This window comes from Planktothrix sp. PCC 11201, from assembly GCF_900009135.1.
Classification (GTDB): Bacteria; Cyanobacteriota; Cyanobacteriia; order Cyanobacteriales; family Microcoleaceae; genus Planktothrix.
Genome location: NZ_LT797701.1, coordinates 563,346 through 577,964 on the forward strand (window position 1 = coordinate 563,346; position 14,619 = coordinate 577,964).

Consider the following 14,619-nt stretch of genomic DNA (forward strand, 5'->3'; position numbering starts at 1 on the left):
GCGGGAATAGATGTAGCTAAAATATGATAGCTCCCGGGGAGATAATTCAGATATACAGGTTTAAATTATTAATAATATCTACAATCTTAGGAATCATCTGGAATTTATTTTTAGACTCGTTTTTTAATGCTTACTGTTCCGGCGTTCCGATATTTTAGTGTTTTAAGAGTGCGTAGCACTATAGTAGGGAGAGGCGGTACAGGAGGAGATTATTAAATTAAAGAGGAAAATTTCTTGCTAATATTTGATGATCTTCACAAATCTAGTGTTTATATAAAGGGGCTGTTATGTAATTGTAAAATTAACGTAAAGCAATGATCAAATATTGCCAATTATCTGAAATCAAGCTATAATCGAGCCAGGAGTGTTATTACTCAGGGCATCTAACAGTTTATTGGGTCAGGAAAAAATTGATTAGCAAATCTTATCACACTTCCGACCTTTCCACGGGTCACTCCTTTTCTGCTTCTTTGGGAGTGACAGCAGAAGTGATCTATGAGTTTTTCCTACATGGGGTACAAACCTCCAGTCCAGAAGCTGTTTTAGATAGCTTTGAACAACTATTCTTTTACCTGCTGTGTCCAAGCCAGCCCAAAGTGCAAAGGGCTTTAGAGACTATTCTGAGTGTGGAAACCGGGGAATCTTGCTTTCACTCGACAATTCAAAGATGTTGCTATATTCTAATTAATAATTGGCTACTGAGACGTCAACAAAAGTTAATTAAAAACCTGATTCAAAGATTATCAAACCCTCCCAATGTTGATCAAACTTGTTTATCCATTCAAGAAAGCCGACTAATTCTATGGGTGAACCAATTTTTAAATAGTGAAGATTATCAAAATTTACTCCAATGTGCGAATTTTGATCGCAATAATTGGAGTAGCCGTTATCAATCCTATTTATTAGTTCCTCAATATCTTAATCCTCGCAGTTCCAGGGAACAAAAAGAAGTCGCTCGCAATTTAGCAAAACAGCTTAAAGATAAATATAAATTTGATTTGGCGATGTATATTACCCGTTTAGACTCTCCCACGGGTAAAAATCGTAAACTGAATAATCCCACCCAACTCGGGGATGAAGTCATAAATTTAATTAAACAAACGATTTCTACTCAGCGTGTGTTTAATTATGGTACTCAGGCTAACTTGTTTTTACAAAATACTCAAGATTTTAATTATCAAAAATTCAAACAATGTTTGCCACAATATTTGATGTTTAATCTAAGTCAGCAATATCCGGCAAATATTCTGAGGGAAAAAATCGAAGAAAAATTGCAATTTCTGTACCGTCTCCATGATGAGAAAACTGTTAATAAGGCTCTAATTATTAGAACCTGTAACCGACTGCTAGAGTTTTTACTGATTGAACATGGGAAAGCCCCCTCATTTTTATTTAATTTAATGATTCGTCAGGGAAGTCAACTAACTTTAGTGATTTTACTGCTGAAATTGGTATTATTAGGGAGTCCCTGTCGAACCTATTTAGAGATTTGTATTTCCAATTTGGTTCAATTCTATCAAGACCATGCGGAATTCCGGTGTCAGGGCTTAATTCAATTTTTAGAAATCTTTAATTTGGTCTTTACCTTATTTACAGAAAATGTCCAATATTTTTTAGTCAAAACTAAAGATTTAGACCCCGGAACTCGGTCGGACACAGAATTAGACACCTATCGTTTATTTTGTCAATTTAAGGGGCCAGATTTACGCCATACCAATCTCAAAGAAATTGAGTTAAAAGGTCGGGATTTACGCGGTGCAGATTTGCGCGATATGGATTTGAAATCTATTAAACTCATTCGAGTAGATTTGAGTCTGGCTAAACTCAGCCATGCAGATTTAAGTCGAGGAATTTTTACAGAAACTAAATTCTTTATTTCTAATCTTAATTATACGAATCTCACGGATGCTAATTTAATTAAAACAGATTTTCGTCGGGCTGAATTGAAGCACGCTAATTTAACCGCTACGGATTTGCAAAACGCTAATTTTAATCGTGCTGATTTAAGAGGAGCAATTATCACAAAAGCGAATTTACAAGAAGCGAATTTAGAAAATACTGATTTAACTGAGGTAGATTTATCGGCATCAAATTTACAATGGGCTAACCTGAATAGAGCTAATTTAAAAGGAGCTAATTTAAAAGGAGCTAATTTAAAAGGAGCTAATTTAAAAGGAGCTAATCTCGAAGAAGTCAATCTGGAAGGGGCGAATCTGGAAGGGGCGAATCTGGGAGGGGCGAATCTGGAAGGGGCGAATCTGGAAGGAGCTAATTTAGAGCGAGCAATTTTATCTCAAGCTAACTTGCAATCCACGAATTTATCTAATGTAAATCTCATGGGTGCAATGGTTAATCAAGCCAATTTAAATCAAGCGATTTTAATTAATGCCCAACTGAGAGATACCAATTTAGCTCAAAGTAATTTGAGTTATGCTGATTTAACTAAAGTAGATTTAACTCGGGCTAATTTAATGCAGGTTGACTTCACTTATGCGTCTTTAAGAGATGCAATTGTTCGTCATACTAATCTCAAAGATGCTATTTTATTATATGCAGATTTACAGGGTGCTAATCTATTTCGCAGTGGGATTTCCCAGGCACAAATTGTAGGGGTTAAATTAGGGAACAATGCGGGATTATCGGATCAAACTCGAATTTTCTTGAAGGGGGAGGAGATTTAATTAAACAACGTAGTGAGCCCTTTACGCCGATAAGATGTGCTTAAGCGCAACAACGTAGTGAGCCCTTCACCGGCTCTCATTAAGAGAAGATGCGCTGAAGCGCAACAACGGGTAGAGACGCGCCGTGGCTCGTCTCTACAGGGTAGAATTAGATGAGTTTAACTGCACGCAGGGTAAATAGGATTCCCACTGCTGTGACTAAAGCACCCGCATAGATGACCAAGTAAGCGATCGCACCATCGGCTGTAATCATTAGACATCTCCATAAACATTACTCTATTGAATCATGAGTGATCATTCTGTGACTATCCGTAACGGGTTAAAAATGGCATACAATTTTTAAGAGTGAGTTAATCAAGGAAAAATATGGAGTCGTTGATTCGGGTAAATTTAGGTTTATTATCCTATAATATTGCCATCGGTGCTGGAAATTTAGACAGATTAGGGGAGGAGATGACCTCCTTAAATTTAGGCAAAAAAGTATTATTAGTTTCTAACCCGGAAATCTTTAATTATTATGGAGAACGCACCTGCACAGCTTTAGAAAAAGCCGGGTTTGATCTGGCTATTTGTACCCTTCCCGCCGGAGAGGAATACAAAACCCCCCAAACCCTGCAAACAATTTATGATGCAGCGTTAAAAAATAGACTAGAACGTTCCTCCACGATGCTTGCTTTAGGGGGAGGAATTATTGGAGATATGACCGGGTTTGCGGCGGCGACGTGGTTACGCGGAATTAATGTGGTGCAGGTTCCCACCTCTTTATTAGCGATGGTTGATGCGTCTATTGGGGGTAAAACCGGGGTAAATCATCCCCAAGGAAAAAATTTAATTGGGGCGTTTCATCAGCCGAAATTAGTCTTAATTGATCCCGATGTTTTGCAAACCCTTCCTGAGCGAGAATTTCGGGCGGGAATGGCAGAAGTGATTAAATATGGTGTGATTTGGGATCATAAATTATTTGATAAATTGGAACAATCCCAAAACTTAGATAATATTCAATCTTTAGATAGTGGATTGTTACAAGAAATTTTAACCCGTTCCTGTCAAAGTAAGGCTGATGTGGTGAGTCAAGATGAAAAAGAATCGGGGTTAAGAGCAATTTTGAATTATGGTCATACCATTGGTCATGCCGTTGAAAGTTTAACCGGATATACCGTGGTAATTCATGGGGAGGCGGTGGGAATTGGTATGGTCGCCGCCAGTCAAATTGCGCTTAAATTAGGATTATGGGATGAAGATAGCGATCGCCGTCAATTTGAGATCATTGAAAAGGCAAAATTACCGACCCAACTCCCCCCCGGACTCAAGATTGATGAAATTTTAGAGAGTCTACAAACGGATAAAAAAGTTAAAGCTGGAAAAGTCCGATTTGTTTTACCGACCCGCATCGGAGCCGCAACGGTAACAGATATTGTCACTTCTGATATAATTCGTCAAGTATTAGAAACTTCTCCCATTCATTGTCCGGCTTAGATGGGCAAAACTTCATATTAATGTCATCGGATTGACACATTAACTTCATATCCTGACGATAATCTATAAATCAAAGGCAAGTTAACTCCTCACACCCAAATCACGTTTCGTTCCTCACCACTGGCTCATCACCAGTGGATTTTTTTTGCTTGATTATTTGTCGTAGTACACTGGAAAACACTGCACTTAAACCTGGCTAAACTCACCCATGAGAAAATGGACTCCGATTCTACTGTTAACCCTCTATTTACTAGCGGTGGGGGCGACAATTGGACTGAAAAATCGAGATTGGATTGTGGCACAGGGGATGACATTATGGCAACAACAGCCTGCCCCTTTGCCCTTGGAGCGGGTGATGGCGGAAACGGTCTCTCCACCCCCGGAACCCGCAGAGACTAAACTGGTAGCGGATGAGAAACCCCCAGAACCGCCCAAGGTGAAGGAGCCACAACCAGAAACCCTGGTTAATGTTAATAATATTCCTGTGCCGGGAACCTGCGCCCTACAACCCGACCCGAACCCCCCAGTTAATGGTAGACCTGGGCCACCCGTTAATCCAGTAACGTTATATCGGTTTCGCCGACCAACGGATGTGCAAACGGCCAATCTTCCAGGGGGGGCGGGTTACACTCCGAATGAGTATCAAGCCATGGCGAATGGGACGAATTACGGACAACGGTTTTTATATGATATTAACGGCCAAGCGGTGAATAATGCCCCGATTGTGGTCATCCATGAAACGGTATCGGATGTTTATAGTGCGGTAAATTTGTTCCAAAATGCCCAAGCTTCGGAGGATAATCAAGCCAGTTATCATACTTTAATTATGTTAACCGGGGATATTGTTTATATTGTTCCCCCGGATTTAAGAGCTTTTGGTGCGGGAAATTCGGTGTTTGCTAGTTCAACGGGAACGGAAACCGTAAAAACCCATCCTAAACGTCCGCCTTCGGTGAATAATTTTGCCTATCATGTTTCTTTAGAAACCCCTGTAGATGGTCGAAATAATGCCAATTCTCACAGTGGTTATACCACCGCACAATATCAATCTTTAGCCTGGTTAATAGCAAAAACCGGAGTTCCTGATGCCCGAATTACAACCCATGCGGCGGTTGACCGTTCGGGAGAAAGGCGAGATCCTAGAAGTTTTGATGCTCAACTGTTTTCGCAATATTTACAATCAATACCCCGGACTCAGGAAATTATGATTAGTTGTCAATCTGCCTATCTGAATTAAAATAGTTATAGCAGGGAACAGGGAACAGAGAACAGAGAACAGAGAACAGAGAACAGCTAATTTTGAACCACAAAACTTTTTAAGGATACTATGCAAGTTAAAGGGATAAAAAGAGGCAAGACCATTGAATTATTTCAAGATATTGACCTACCTGACGGCGTAGAAATTACCGTTGAAGTTAAAACAGTACCAATTTTAAGTTTATCGGAACGCCTGAACCGTTTAAGAGCTATTTTTGGAGCGTGGCAAAATCAACCCGAACTCGATGAGATTTTTTCAGAAATAGATCAAGAACGCCATCACTATCAAGGTAGAAAAATGATTGATTTTGATTAAAATTATGTATTTACTAGATACTAATATTTGTATTGCTTTATTAAAAAATAATCCTCTGGCTGTTTCTGAGTTTACTGTCAAAACAGAGACATCCTACTTGTCTACAATTGTGATTGCCGAATTATATAAAGGGGTGTATTGTTCTCGTCGAGTTGAGGATAATTTAAAAACCTTAAATGAATTTATCAGTTTAATCCCAATTATTGAATTTGATTTACCAGCTTCCTTAGAATTTGGGAAGATACAGGCTGAATTAAGAAAAATTGGAAAACCGACCGGAGAACTGGATGCTATAATTGCAGCAGTCGCTCGTTCTCGTCAGTTTATTCTGATCACAGATAATATTCGACATTTTGAAAATATTCCTAATTTACAAGTAGAAAATTGGTTAAACTCCAATTAAAAACAATCACAAAAATATTAATATCACAATGGGATTTTTGCCTGGTGAGGGTTCCCCCAAATCACGGTTTCATGTTTATAAATCACCATCCCCGGTTTAGCCCCTTTAGGTTTATAAACGTGCTTAGGTTTAGTATAAATAACCGGAACTTGTTCACTATTTCTAGCTCGACTATAATAGGCTGCTAAATTAGCCGTAAATTGTAAATCAATATCATCAGCAACCTGTCCGGGGTTTAACCGTAATAAAACATGACTTCCGGGGATTTCTTGAGTATGAAACCACAAATCATAGTCCGTCGCTAATTTAGAGGTTAACTGATCATTTTGACGATTATTTCTGCCAATTAAAACCTCAATTCCGTTAGGGGTTTGATAGCGATGAAATTCTGTAGATAAAGTAGCATTAGGACTGCGATAATCAGGAATATTAATATACCCTTGTTGAATTAACTCCTCTCGAATTTCGGCCAAGGTTTGTAAATCTTCGGCGGTTTGATAGGTTTCAACTAAACTAATTGCTGACTCGACTTGTTCTAAATAGTTAATTTCGGTTTTAACTTCATTTAATAGGGGTTCAACGGCAATTCTCGCCCGTTTTAACTTTTGATGTCGTTTATATAAACTTTGAGCGTTTTGGACGGCATTACTCTCGGGATTTAAGGGTATTTTAACCGGGTTTCCCGTCTCAAAATCCGGTAAATGAATCTCTTTCATGCCTGGTTTCCATTCGTGCAGAAAAGCCATTAATAAATCCGCTTTTGCCCGATAATTGTCAGCTTCATCGGATTGTTGTAACCGTTGAATAAATTGATCCGCTTTAACTTGTAATTTAGTTAAAACACTATTAAGTTTTTGACTGACTTGATGACGCAGTTGCTGAAATTCCTGTTGATTTAACTGATTTGTATAATAAGTATTGAGTAAAATTTGAACCGATTTAACTTCAGAAATATTTTCTAAATTCCAAGGGATAACATCATAGCCTTTTGTAGTATAATTGGGAATAAAATCTTGATTTTCTAGGGTTTTTAGCCAAGTTTGCCAACTTTTAAATAATCGATTCCAGTCTTCTGAATTTAAACTATTAGTGGGTTGAGTTGGATCTAAACTCGCAGTTTCAATCATGGCTTGAACTAGCCCAGAACTTAAACCTCGATAGTTTTTTAATAGTTGTTGTTTTAAAGCACTGGGAATCAAACTAACCCGCTCTTGCCAACGGGATTGATCTTCATTTAAACTCGGAATTGGTTCGGTTAATTTGGGGGGAAGTTCATAGAATTGATTGGTTAAAATCGGTCGAACACTTGATTGTTGTAGATTCACTTGATGGGCAGCCGTCACAATAATATTGTCCGATCCCGTTAAAATTACATTACTATATTTCCCCATAATTTCCACATACAAATGCCAGAGGGGAGTATCCCCCGGACGTTGGGCAAATTGCAGATCTAAAATTCTTTCCCAGGGGTCAACTTGCCGAATTTCAACTAATGCTAATCCCGCCAATTGATGACGAAGTTGATCACTAAAAGTAAAGGTATCAGGAATGCGAGGAGGAGGATCACCGATGCAAATTCTAGCCGCTTGGGGATGGCAAGAAATATCAAGCCAGCCTCGACTTTTTAGGGTGCGTAAGCCCAAAGAAATCGTAAAGCGATCGCGTTGATACACCTGTTCTAACCGCGCCGGAAGCCAGTTTTGCCGCAGTTCACAACAACTGGCGATTAATGTTGTTAAATCAAAAGATTGCATAATATGTGTCCGATCACCTTAACCTTTCCCTATTGTCTCACTATTTTTCCCACCTGACCTAATCTTTTAGAACCAGATTATTTGAGAGAAATATCTCTGAAGTTTAACCCGTTAAACTTTTCCCTACTTTAAATAAAATTGAAACCGTTGCTGCATTTGTTCTATGGTTAGTTTTTGTGTCCAATATTCCACCAAAGCATGACCAAATGCCCAAGCATTTTTTTCCGGGGGATTGGGATTTTCTAAAAGCAACGGCCAGAGAATTAGTAAATCAAAATTCATCGGATCAGACTCTCCTGAATTTAATAATAAAAATAAGTCATAGGCCATCTGTAATTTACCAATGACAACGGGTAATTGTTCGACGGGAATTTTTTCTGCGAGTAACAAGGCTAAAGTCGGAGATCCTGTGGCTAAGGTAGAAATAAAACTCAGAATTGGACTTTTTAATAACGCCGCTAATCCTTGAGTTGTTGCCATTTGAAAGGTATAATGATCAATGATTTTAGCCGTGGCAACAATTCGAGCTTCTTGATTTTGTAAAAATCGAGCTAAACGCATTTGTTTAGCGGGATTAATCGTTTCTAAAATAGCAATAGATAACCCATTTACTCCCCAAGGTTGGCGCTGGGTTTGACTATCCTGGGTAACAATTGGTAACACGCGATCGCAATATTCTCCTAACTGTTCTAACCGATATTCTGTAGCCTCTCGAATCGCTTTTTCTTTGGGACGATTTCCCCATTGCCAATCATAGGGCGGTTGCCATTCGCGGATGGGACGTAAGCGATCAACTTGGGTAATAATTGTAATAATGGGTAACTCTAATTCCTGCTGTTTGATCTCGCGTAAAAAATCCACATCCATCTGCAAAGCTGGGTCAAGGGCAGGGGTGACTAATAATAATAAATCTGCGTTAGTTGCATAGTCTAAAACCTGTTCTCGTAATTCAGGACGATTCACCTGTTCATAACCCGGAGTATCCCATAAATTCAGGCTCTCTCCGGTGTCTGTTTGCCACTGATAATTTTGAATCTGATCGGTACTGGGTAAGACATCGACGATGGCTTGATCCATTTGAAATAGGGTATTAATCAAACTACTTTTTCCTGCCCCTGTACGTCCAACCAAGAGCAAATTAACGGGTTTTTGTTCTAAGGTTTTAATCGGTTCTGTCGTTGTTAAAATATCCCGGAGGGCTTGGGTTTTTGCTTGAGGAAAGGAAAGATTATTAACAGAAAATTCCGTTACGGGTAAGGTGTCTCCACTATAAAGGGTGATCGCTTGACAACACAAATTTCTTAAAGCCACTTCTCGTAAAGATTGACTCAAATTAACTAATAATTGTTGTGTGGCTTGATTGGTAGTTTTTTGGGTCGAAACCCGCGCTAAAGCGGATACTGGATTTAACAGCCATTGCGCCCAATTCCAGACTTTTAAAAATTTACGAGCCGAGGGTTCTAACTTCTGATAAACTTGATAGGTTTGATAGGCTTGTCCAACGGTTACTTGATTTAAAGCTGGAGATAACTTTTGGATTAATTGATCCAAATCATCCATAGTTCCCCGCATTAATTGATAGGCTTGGGGAATATAAATACTCAAAATAGGATATTGAACTTCAGGATGATAAATATTAGCTACGGTTGTCACAACATCTTGACAGCGTTTCCAAAAAATCGAACTATCTTCCCAAATTGGCGGATCATTCTGGGCTGCTTTTAAAATTTCTTGTAGGGCTGTTTCAACTTGAGTAATATTGGAATTTATAGAAGGTTGTAATCTCGATTGATCCAAGGATAATTCTAGTTCCTCATTAAATTTGGCTGTGACGGTTTCCATCTCTTTCAGCATTGGTTGAGTCCATTGGACTAATAACCAACGCCAACCCACAAAAATCAAGGTAAATACCGCCCAAATCCAATTCATTCCCCAATCATGAATCGTGACCCCCGCCGCCGTTAGCAAAAAAATCACAATCATTGCCATCGGTGCGATCAATACCATCCATTGCCATAGTTTGAGTCTAATCATCGTTGCTTCCTCAAAATTCATAGACTATTGTTAAAGATAGATCATTCAATCAGAATTTAACCGATTAAGAAAGTGCGATTGTAAGTCAACAAGATCCGCTAAAATGTTAAGGTTGGCTAAAATTGAGTCGTTCCAATGGATAATTTACCCCCAGATTCTCAAGATAGTGCTTTTTGGAACCAGATTAGCACGAATGGTTTAGTGCGATTTTTATTGTTTTTTGCCTCTGGATGGGCATTAATTTTAATTTTTAACTATTTTGAAAGTATCTTTTTTACCTTTGTTTTAGCTGCCATTTTTGCGTTTCTTCTCAACTATCCTGTGCGATATTTAGAACGCTATTTGGGTCGAGGGTTTGCGTTAGGAATTGTTCTATTTTTGAGTCTATTCATCGTAGTTGCAACAGGATTAGCCCTGGGAACGATGTTTTTCAATCAGTTTCAACAGCTTCTCTCTCTTGTTGTTGAAAATTTAACCTCAACAGATAATCCTTTTGACAATTTACAAGAGTTTTTTACCAATCGGAAAGTTAATATTAATCTCGCTCCCCTAGAAGCTGAATTTAATAAGTCTTTAGTCACACTCGCGAGTATTCTTGTCGGTACTTTTTCTTCTTTACCGAATACATTCCTTTCATTCGTTATCATTTTTGTTATTTCATTTTTTATGCTAATTGATGGTGAAAGACTATGGTTTTTATTATTAAAAACAGTTCCTTATAGCTATCGTAACCAATTTTCTTTAGCTGTTCAAAGAAGTTTTCTGGGCTTCTTTCGAGGTCAACTTTTACTATCAGTTTTTTTAGGAGTATCTAGTTTTATAGTCTATAGTATCTTGGGAATACCTTTTTCTTTGTCTCTAGCGATTATTATTAGCTTATTTGATTTCATCCCAGGAATTGGGGCAACTTTGGGAATTTTAATCATTAGTTTAATTATTTTAATTCAAAGTGGTTGGTTTGTGATGTTACAAGTAGTCGTTGTCAGTGTGATTTTACAGCAAATTCAGGATAATTTTATTGGCCCTAAAATTATGCAAAGTTCTGTGAATATTAACCCTGTAGTTTTGTTTTTTGCTTTGATGATTGGGGCTAGAATTGCTGGGATTTTAGGCGTATTTCTATCCGTTCCTATTGCGGGCGTGATTGTTAATTTATTAGATATTGAAGAAATGCAATCTAAAGAAGGGAATAAAGATTCTCTTGAAGCTAAAACCTGACCTAGAAACCGGGTTTTTTAATAAGTTCTTCCCTTCCAACTTCCTCCTTTTCCTCGCCAATATCTCAAGGCGGAATCTAAAGTCATTAAGGCATATAAAAATCCAATAAATGGTAAAGTTAATCCCCAAATTGGAGAAAGCTGATAGAGTTTTAGGGTAGGATAATAGGCGGTTTCCATCAATAACCCCGTTAATAAAGCTAAGACTATAATTAACCCATTTCCCTGAACCATTCCCCAGATTAAACTTAGAGGTGATATGAAATAAATTAAAACCATACCGACTAGGGTTGATCCTAATAACAGAGTCGAAAAATTCAGTTGACTAAATGCTGTTCTGGCTACCATATCCCAAATACTTGATAAATTAGGATAGGGTCTTAAACTGTGGGTTGTTTCTGTTAACCCTAACCAAATCGGATAATAGGATTTTGATGTAAAAGGAAAGATAAAACTCCCTATAGAAAAACCCTGATTTACGGGTGTTAGTAATTCCCCTTCTTCTCCCCCTTTACCAAGGAGAGTTGGGGGGGTATTCTTCACCGCTTGCGCTAAGGAACAATCATCAATTAATGCTTGTTTTAAAATAGATAAACCCCCAATGCGAGTTAATGCTTCCTGACGAATTAAAATACATCCTCCCGCCGCCGCCGCCAGTTGACTTTGAGGGTGATTTACCCAACGAAAAGGATATAATTTTTGAAAGAAAAATACAAAAGCTGGAATTAATAATTTTTCCCAAAAACTTTGACAACGTAATAAAACCATTAAGGAAACCAATTGTAAGTTTTCGGTTTCGGCTTTTTCAACTAATTGCTTTAAATTATCGGGAGAATGTTCAATATCAGCATCGGTAAATAAAATATATTGGGGGATATAATTTAACATAGAAATATATTTAACTCCCTGTTCCATCGCCCAAAGTTTCCCAGTCCATCCCGCAGGTAAAGGTTGAGAGGTAATAATATTTAATCTGTCTGTTTGATTTAAACTTTGAGCAGTTTCCTGGGCAATATTTGCTGTTTCATCATTACTTTGATCATCAACTAAAATAATAGAAAATGAACCAGGATAGTTTTGATTGAGAAGCGATCGCAAACTCGTAGAAATTAACTCGGCTTCATTTCTAGCCGGAACAATTATAGCAACAGAAGGATAATTTAATAACGGTTCTTGAACCTCAGAAAGCCGTTGATCTCCTTGCCAAAATTGACCTCTAAATCCTAATAATATTATCCATATTATTAAAGAGAATAGCGTTAAAGTTAAAATTAAATTTTCCATTTTAAAATTAATGTAATTACAGCCCCAAAAAATCGGCTAATTTCTGGCATAAACACCTTCTCGATAACAACATTAAATCGGCACTAAACAAAAAATTACAAAATTAGCTTTAAAATTTATTATATAATAAAACTCTGATTAATTCAACAAAAAATATGATATAATATCTGTAACCAATTAAAAAATGATATTCTCAAAAACAGTAGCAGGAGTTAAACAGATAACAATGAAAATAGAAAATCAAGTCTCTGTAACTCAATTAAAAGATGCGATCGCAGCCAGTCAAAACTTTCTATTCTCTCAACAAAATCCCGACGGTTATTGGTGGGCAGAATTAGAATCTAATGTAACAATTATATCAGAAATTATCCTTTTATACAAGATTTGGGGAATCGATCAAACTCGCCCTTTATCTAAAGCCGAAACCTACTTACGTTCCCAACAACGAGATCATGGAGGTTGGGAATTATTTTATGGAGATGGCGGGGAACTCAGTACCACCGTTGAAGCCTATATGGCATTAAAAATATTAGGGGTATCTGAAACAGATCACGCCTTAATTAAAGCTAAAAAATTTATTTTAGAACGGGGTGGAATCACCAAAACCAGGATTTTTACTAAGCTACATTTAGCCTTAATTGGGTGTTATGAATGGCGAGGAATTCCCTCAATTCCCCCTTGGATTATGTTGTTACCCGAAGGTTCTCCATTTACGATTTATGAAATGTCGAGTTGGGCTAGAAGTAGTACCGTCCCTTTGTTGATTGTATTTGATAAAAAACCTATTTTTCGGTTTGATTCTAGTCTAAATTTAGATGAATTATATACTGAAGGACGACAAAATGCCATCTTTGAACTGTCTAAAAATAATGATTGGACAGATATATTTATCGGGTTAGATCATATTTTCAAATTTTCCGAATTATTTAATATTATTCCTTTACGAGAACAGGGGTTAAAAGCAGCCGAAAAATGGATTTTAGAACGACAAGAAATAACTGGGGATTGGGCGGGAATTATCCCAGCCATGTTAAATTCTTTATTGGCGTTAAAATGCTTGAATTATTCGGTATCTGATCCAATTGTTCAACGGGGTTTAGAAGCTATAGATAATTTTGCTATAGAAACAGAAGAAACTTATCGGATGCAAGCCTGTGTATCTCCTGTTTGGGATACGGCTTGGGTTATTCGAGCTTTAATTGAATCAGGAATTAACCCTGATCATCCTGCTATTACTCAAAGTTCAGAGTGGTTAATTCGTCAACAAATCTTAGACTATGGAGATTGGAATATTAAAAATAAACAGGGAAAACCTGGGGGATGGGCGTTTGAATTTATGAATCAATTTTATCCTGATTTAGATGATTCTGCTGTGGTCGTTATGGCATTAAATCAAGCTAAAATTGCCGATGAATCCTTGAAAACAGCAACGATAACTAGAGGGATTGATTGGATGATTTCAATGCAGTGCAAAGCCGGAGGTTGGGCAGCTTTTGATATGGATAATGATCAGGATTGGATTAATGCAGTTCCCTATGGGGATTTAAAAGCCATGATTGATCCTAATACGGCGGATGTTACAGCGAGAGTGATTGAAATGTTAGGAGAATTAGATCCTAATTCCTCAGAATTTCAATTGAAAATTCAATCGTTGAAACCATCAATTGAACGGGCAATTTCCTATTTAAAACAGGAACAAGAAACCGATGGTAGTTGGTTCGGACGTTGGGGCGTGAATTATATTTATGGAACCAGTGGGGTATTATCAGCATTAGCGGTAATTAATCCTATTTATAAACAGTGGGGTCATGGTTGTCTTCAACCCTTGATGAAACGAGGGGCAAATTGGTTAGTTAGTTGTCAAAATATTGATGGAGGTTGGGGAGAAACCTGCCACAGTTATAATAATCCTAAATTGAAAGGAAAAGGGGTTAGTACCGCCTCACAAACTGCTTGGGCATTAATTGGTTTAATGGCAACGGGACAAGTAACAGGAAGCTATGAAATGGAGATAATTACAGCAGGAATTAACTATTTAATTTCAACACAACTTTCCGATGGTCGCTGGGATGAATCGGAATTTACGGGAACTGGATTTCCGGGACATTTTTATATAAAATATCATTACTATCAACATTATTTTCCATTATTAGCATTAGGTCGTTATCAAAAGTTACAAGAACTTTAACTCGATATG

The 14,619-nt window shown here is 37.6% G+C and carries 11 protein-coding genes; 7 read left to right on the plus strand and 4 right to left on the minus strand.

Going from position 1 to position 14,619, the window contains the following annotated elements; genetic code table 11:
- Positions 1–410: 410 nt before the first annotated feature.
- A complete protein-coding gene (locus tag PL11201_RS12730; RefSeq protein WP_079679155.1) occupies positions 411–2,681 on the plus strand; it encodes a pentapeptide repeat-containing protein in 2,271 nt (756 codons plus the stop codon).
- A gap of 148 nt (positions 2,682–2,829) precedes the next feature.
- Here the strand turns inward: PL11201_RS12730 and PL11201_RS26055 are convergent, their stop codons facing one another.
- Positions 2,830–2,934, minus strand: coding sequence for a cytochrome b6-f complex subunit PetL (locus tag PL11201_RS26055; protein WP_200816761.1), 105 nt, complete (start codon positions 2,932–2,934; stop codon positions 2,830–2,832).
- 113 nt (positions 2,935–3,047) lie between these two features.
- Between PL11201_RS26055 and aroB the strand changes: the two genes are divergently transcribed.
- From aroB to PL11201_RS12750, 4 genes are all read left to right on the plus strand, one after another.
- Positions 3,048–4,157, plus strand: coding sequence for a 3-dehydroquinate synthase (gene aroB / locus PL11201_RS12735; protein WP_079679157.1), 1,110 nt, complete (start codon positions 3,048–3,050; stop codon positions 4,155–4,157).
- A 208-nt stretch (positions 4,158–4,365) separates the two neighbouring features.
- Complete coding sequence (locus PL11201_RS12740) at positions 4,366–5,394, plus strand: peptidoglycan recognition protein family protein (protein ID WP_234996679.1); 1,029 nt, start codon at positions 4,366–4,368, stop codon at positions 5,392–5,394.
- Between the two features lie 90 nt (positions 5,395–5,484).
- Positions 5,485–5,730 (plus strand): hypothetical protein, encoded by a 246-nt coding sequence (locus PL11201_RS12745; protein WP_079679158.1) that lies wholly within the window; start codon positions 5,485–5,487, stop codon positions 5,728–5,730.
- 4 nt (positions 5,731–5,734) lie between these two features.
- Complete coding sequence (locus tag PL11201_RS12750) at positions 5,735–6,133, plus strand: type II toxin-antitoxin system VapC family toxin (protein WP_079679160.1); 399 nt, start codon at positions 5,735–5,737, stop codon at positions 6,131–6,133.
- 23 nt (positions 6,134–6,156) lie between these two features.
- Here PL11201_RS12750 and PL11201_RS12755 read toward each other — a convergent pair whose 3' ends face one another.
- Both PL11201_RS12755 and PL11201_RS12760 read right to left on the minus strand, forming a co-directional pair.
- Positions 6,157–7,887: an Rqc2 family fibronectin-binding protein gene (locus PL11201_RS12755; RefSeq protein WP_079679162.1), complete on the minus strand. Its 1,731-nt coding sequence runs from the start codon at positions 7,885–7,887 to the stop codon at positions 6,157–6,159.
- Positions 7,888–8,010: 123 nt separating this feature from the next.
- On the minus strand, positions 8,011–9,921 hold the full coding sequence (locus PL11201_RS12760) for a GTPase family protein (protein ID WP_079679588.1): 1,911 nt from the start codon (positions 9,919–9,921) through the stop codon (positions 8,011–8,013).
- A gap of 135 nt (positions 9,922–10,056) precedes the next feature.
- Here PL11201_RS12760 and PL11201_RS12765 point away from each other — a divergent pair, with 135 nt between their 5' ends.
- Positions 10,057–11,139, plus strand: a complete 1,083-nt coding sequence (locus tag PL11201_RS12765; RefSeq protein ID WP_079679164.1) for an AI-2E family transporter — start codon at positions 10,057–10,059, stop codon at positions 11,137–11,139.
- 17 nt (positions 11,140–11,156) lie between these two features.
- Here PL11201_RS12765 and PL11201_RS12770 read toward each other — a convergent pair whose 3' ends face one another.
- Positions 11,157–12,422 carry a glycosyltransferase gene (locus tag PL11201_RS12770; protein WP_079679166.1) on the minus strand — a complete coding sequence of 422 codons (1,266 nt, stop codon included), beginning with the start codon at positions 12,420–12,422 and terminating at the stop codon, positions 11,157–11,159.
- Between the two features lie 226 nt (positions 12,423–12,648).
- Here PL11201_RS12770 and shc point away from each other — a divergent pair, with 226 nt between their 5' ends.
- Entirely contained in the window at positions 12,649–14,610 is a 1,962-nt protein-coding gene (gene shc, locus PL11201_RS12775) for a squalene--hopene cyclase (protein ID WP_079679168.1), read from the plus strand.
- Positions 14,611–14,619 lie beyond the last annotated feature (9 nt).

What these genes read in the sequence shown, in the direction of transcription:
- shc (WP_079679168.1), top strand. Translation starts at nt 12,649, where the DNA reads ATGAAAATAGAAAATCAAGTCTCTGTAACTCAATTAAAAGATGCGATC.
- PL11201_RS12745 (WP_079679158.1), top strand. Translation starts at nt 5,485, where the DNA reads ATGCAAGTTAAAGGGATAAAAAGAGGCAAGACCATTGAATTATTTCAA.
- PL11201_RS12770 (WP_079679166.1), bottom strand. Translation starts at nt 12,422, where the DNA reads ATGGAAAATTTAATTTTAACTTTAACGCTATTCTCTTTAATAATATGG.
- PL11201_RS12765 (WP_079679164.1), top strand. Translation starts at nt 10,057, where the DNA reads ATGGATAATTTACCCCCAGATTCTCAAGATAGTGCTTTTTGGAACCAG.
- PL11201_RS12755 (WP_079679162.1), bottom strand. Translation starts at nt 7,887, where the DNA reads ATGCAATCTTTTGATTTAACAACATTAATCGCCAGTTGTTGTGAACTG.
- aroB (WP_079679157.1), top strand. Translation starts at nt 3,048, where the DNA reads ATGGAGTCGTTGATTCGGGTAAATTTAGGTTTATTATCCTATAATATT.
- PL11201_RS12750 (WP_079679160.1), top strand. Translation starts at nt 5,735, where the DNA reads ATGTATTTACTAGATACTAATATTTGTATTGCTTTATTAAAAAATAAT.
- PL11201_RS26055 (WP_200816761.1), bottom strand. Translation starts at nt 2,934, where the DNA reads ATGATTACAGCCGATGGTGCGATCGCTTACTTGGTCATCTATGCGGGT.
- PL11201_RS12740 (WP_234996679.1), top strand. Translation starts at nt 4,366, where the DNA reads ATGAGAAAATGGACTCCGATTCTACTGTTAACCCTCTATTTACTAGCG.
- PL11201_RS12760 (WP_079679588.1), bottom strand. Translation starts at nt 9,921, where the DNA reads ATGATTAGACTCAAACTATGGCAATGGATGGTATTGATCGCACCGATG.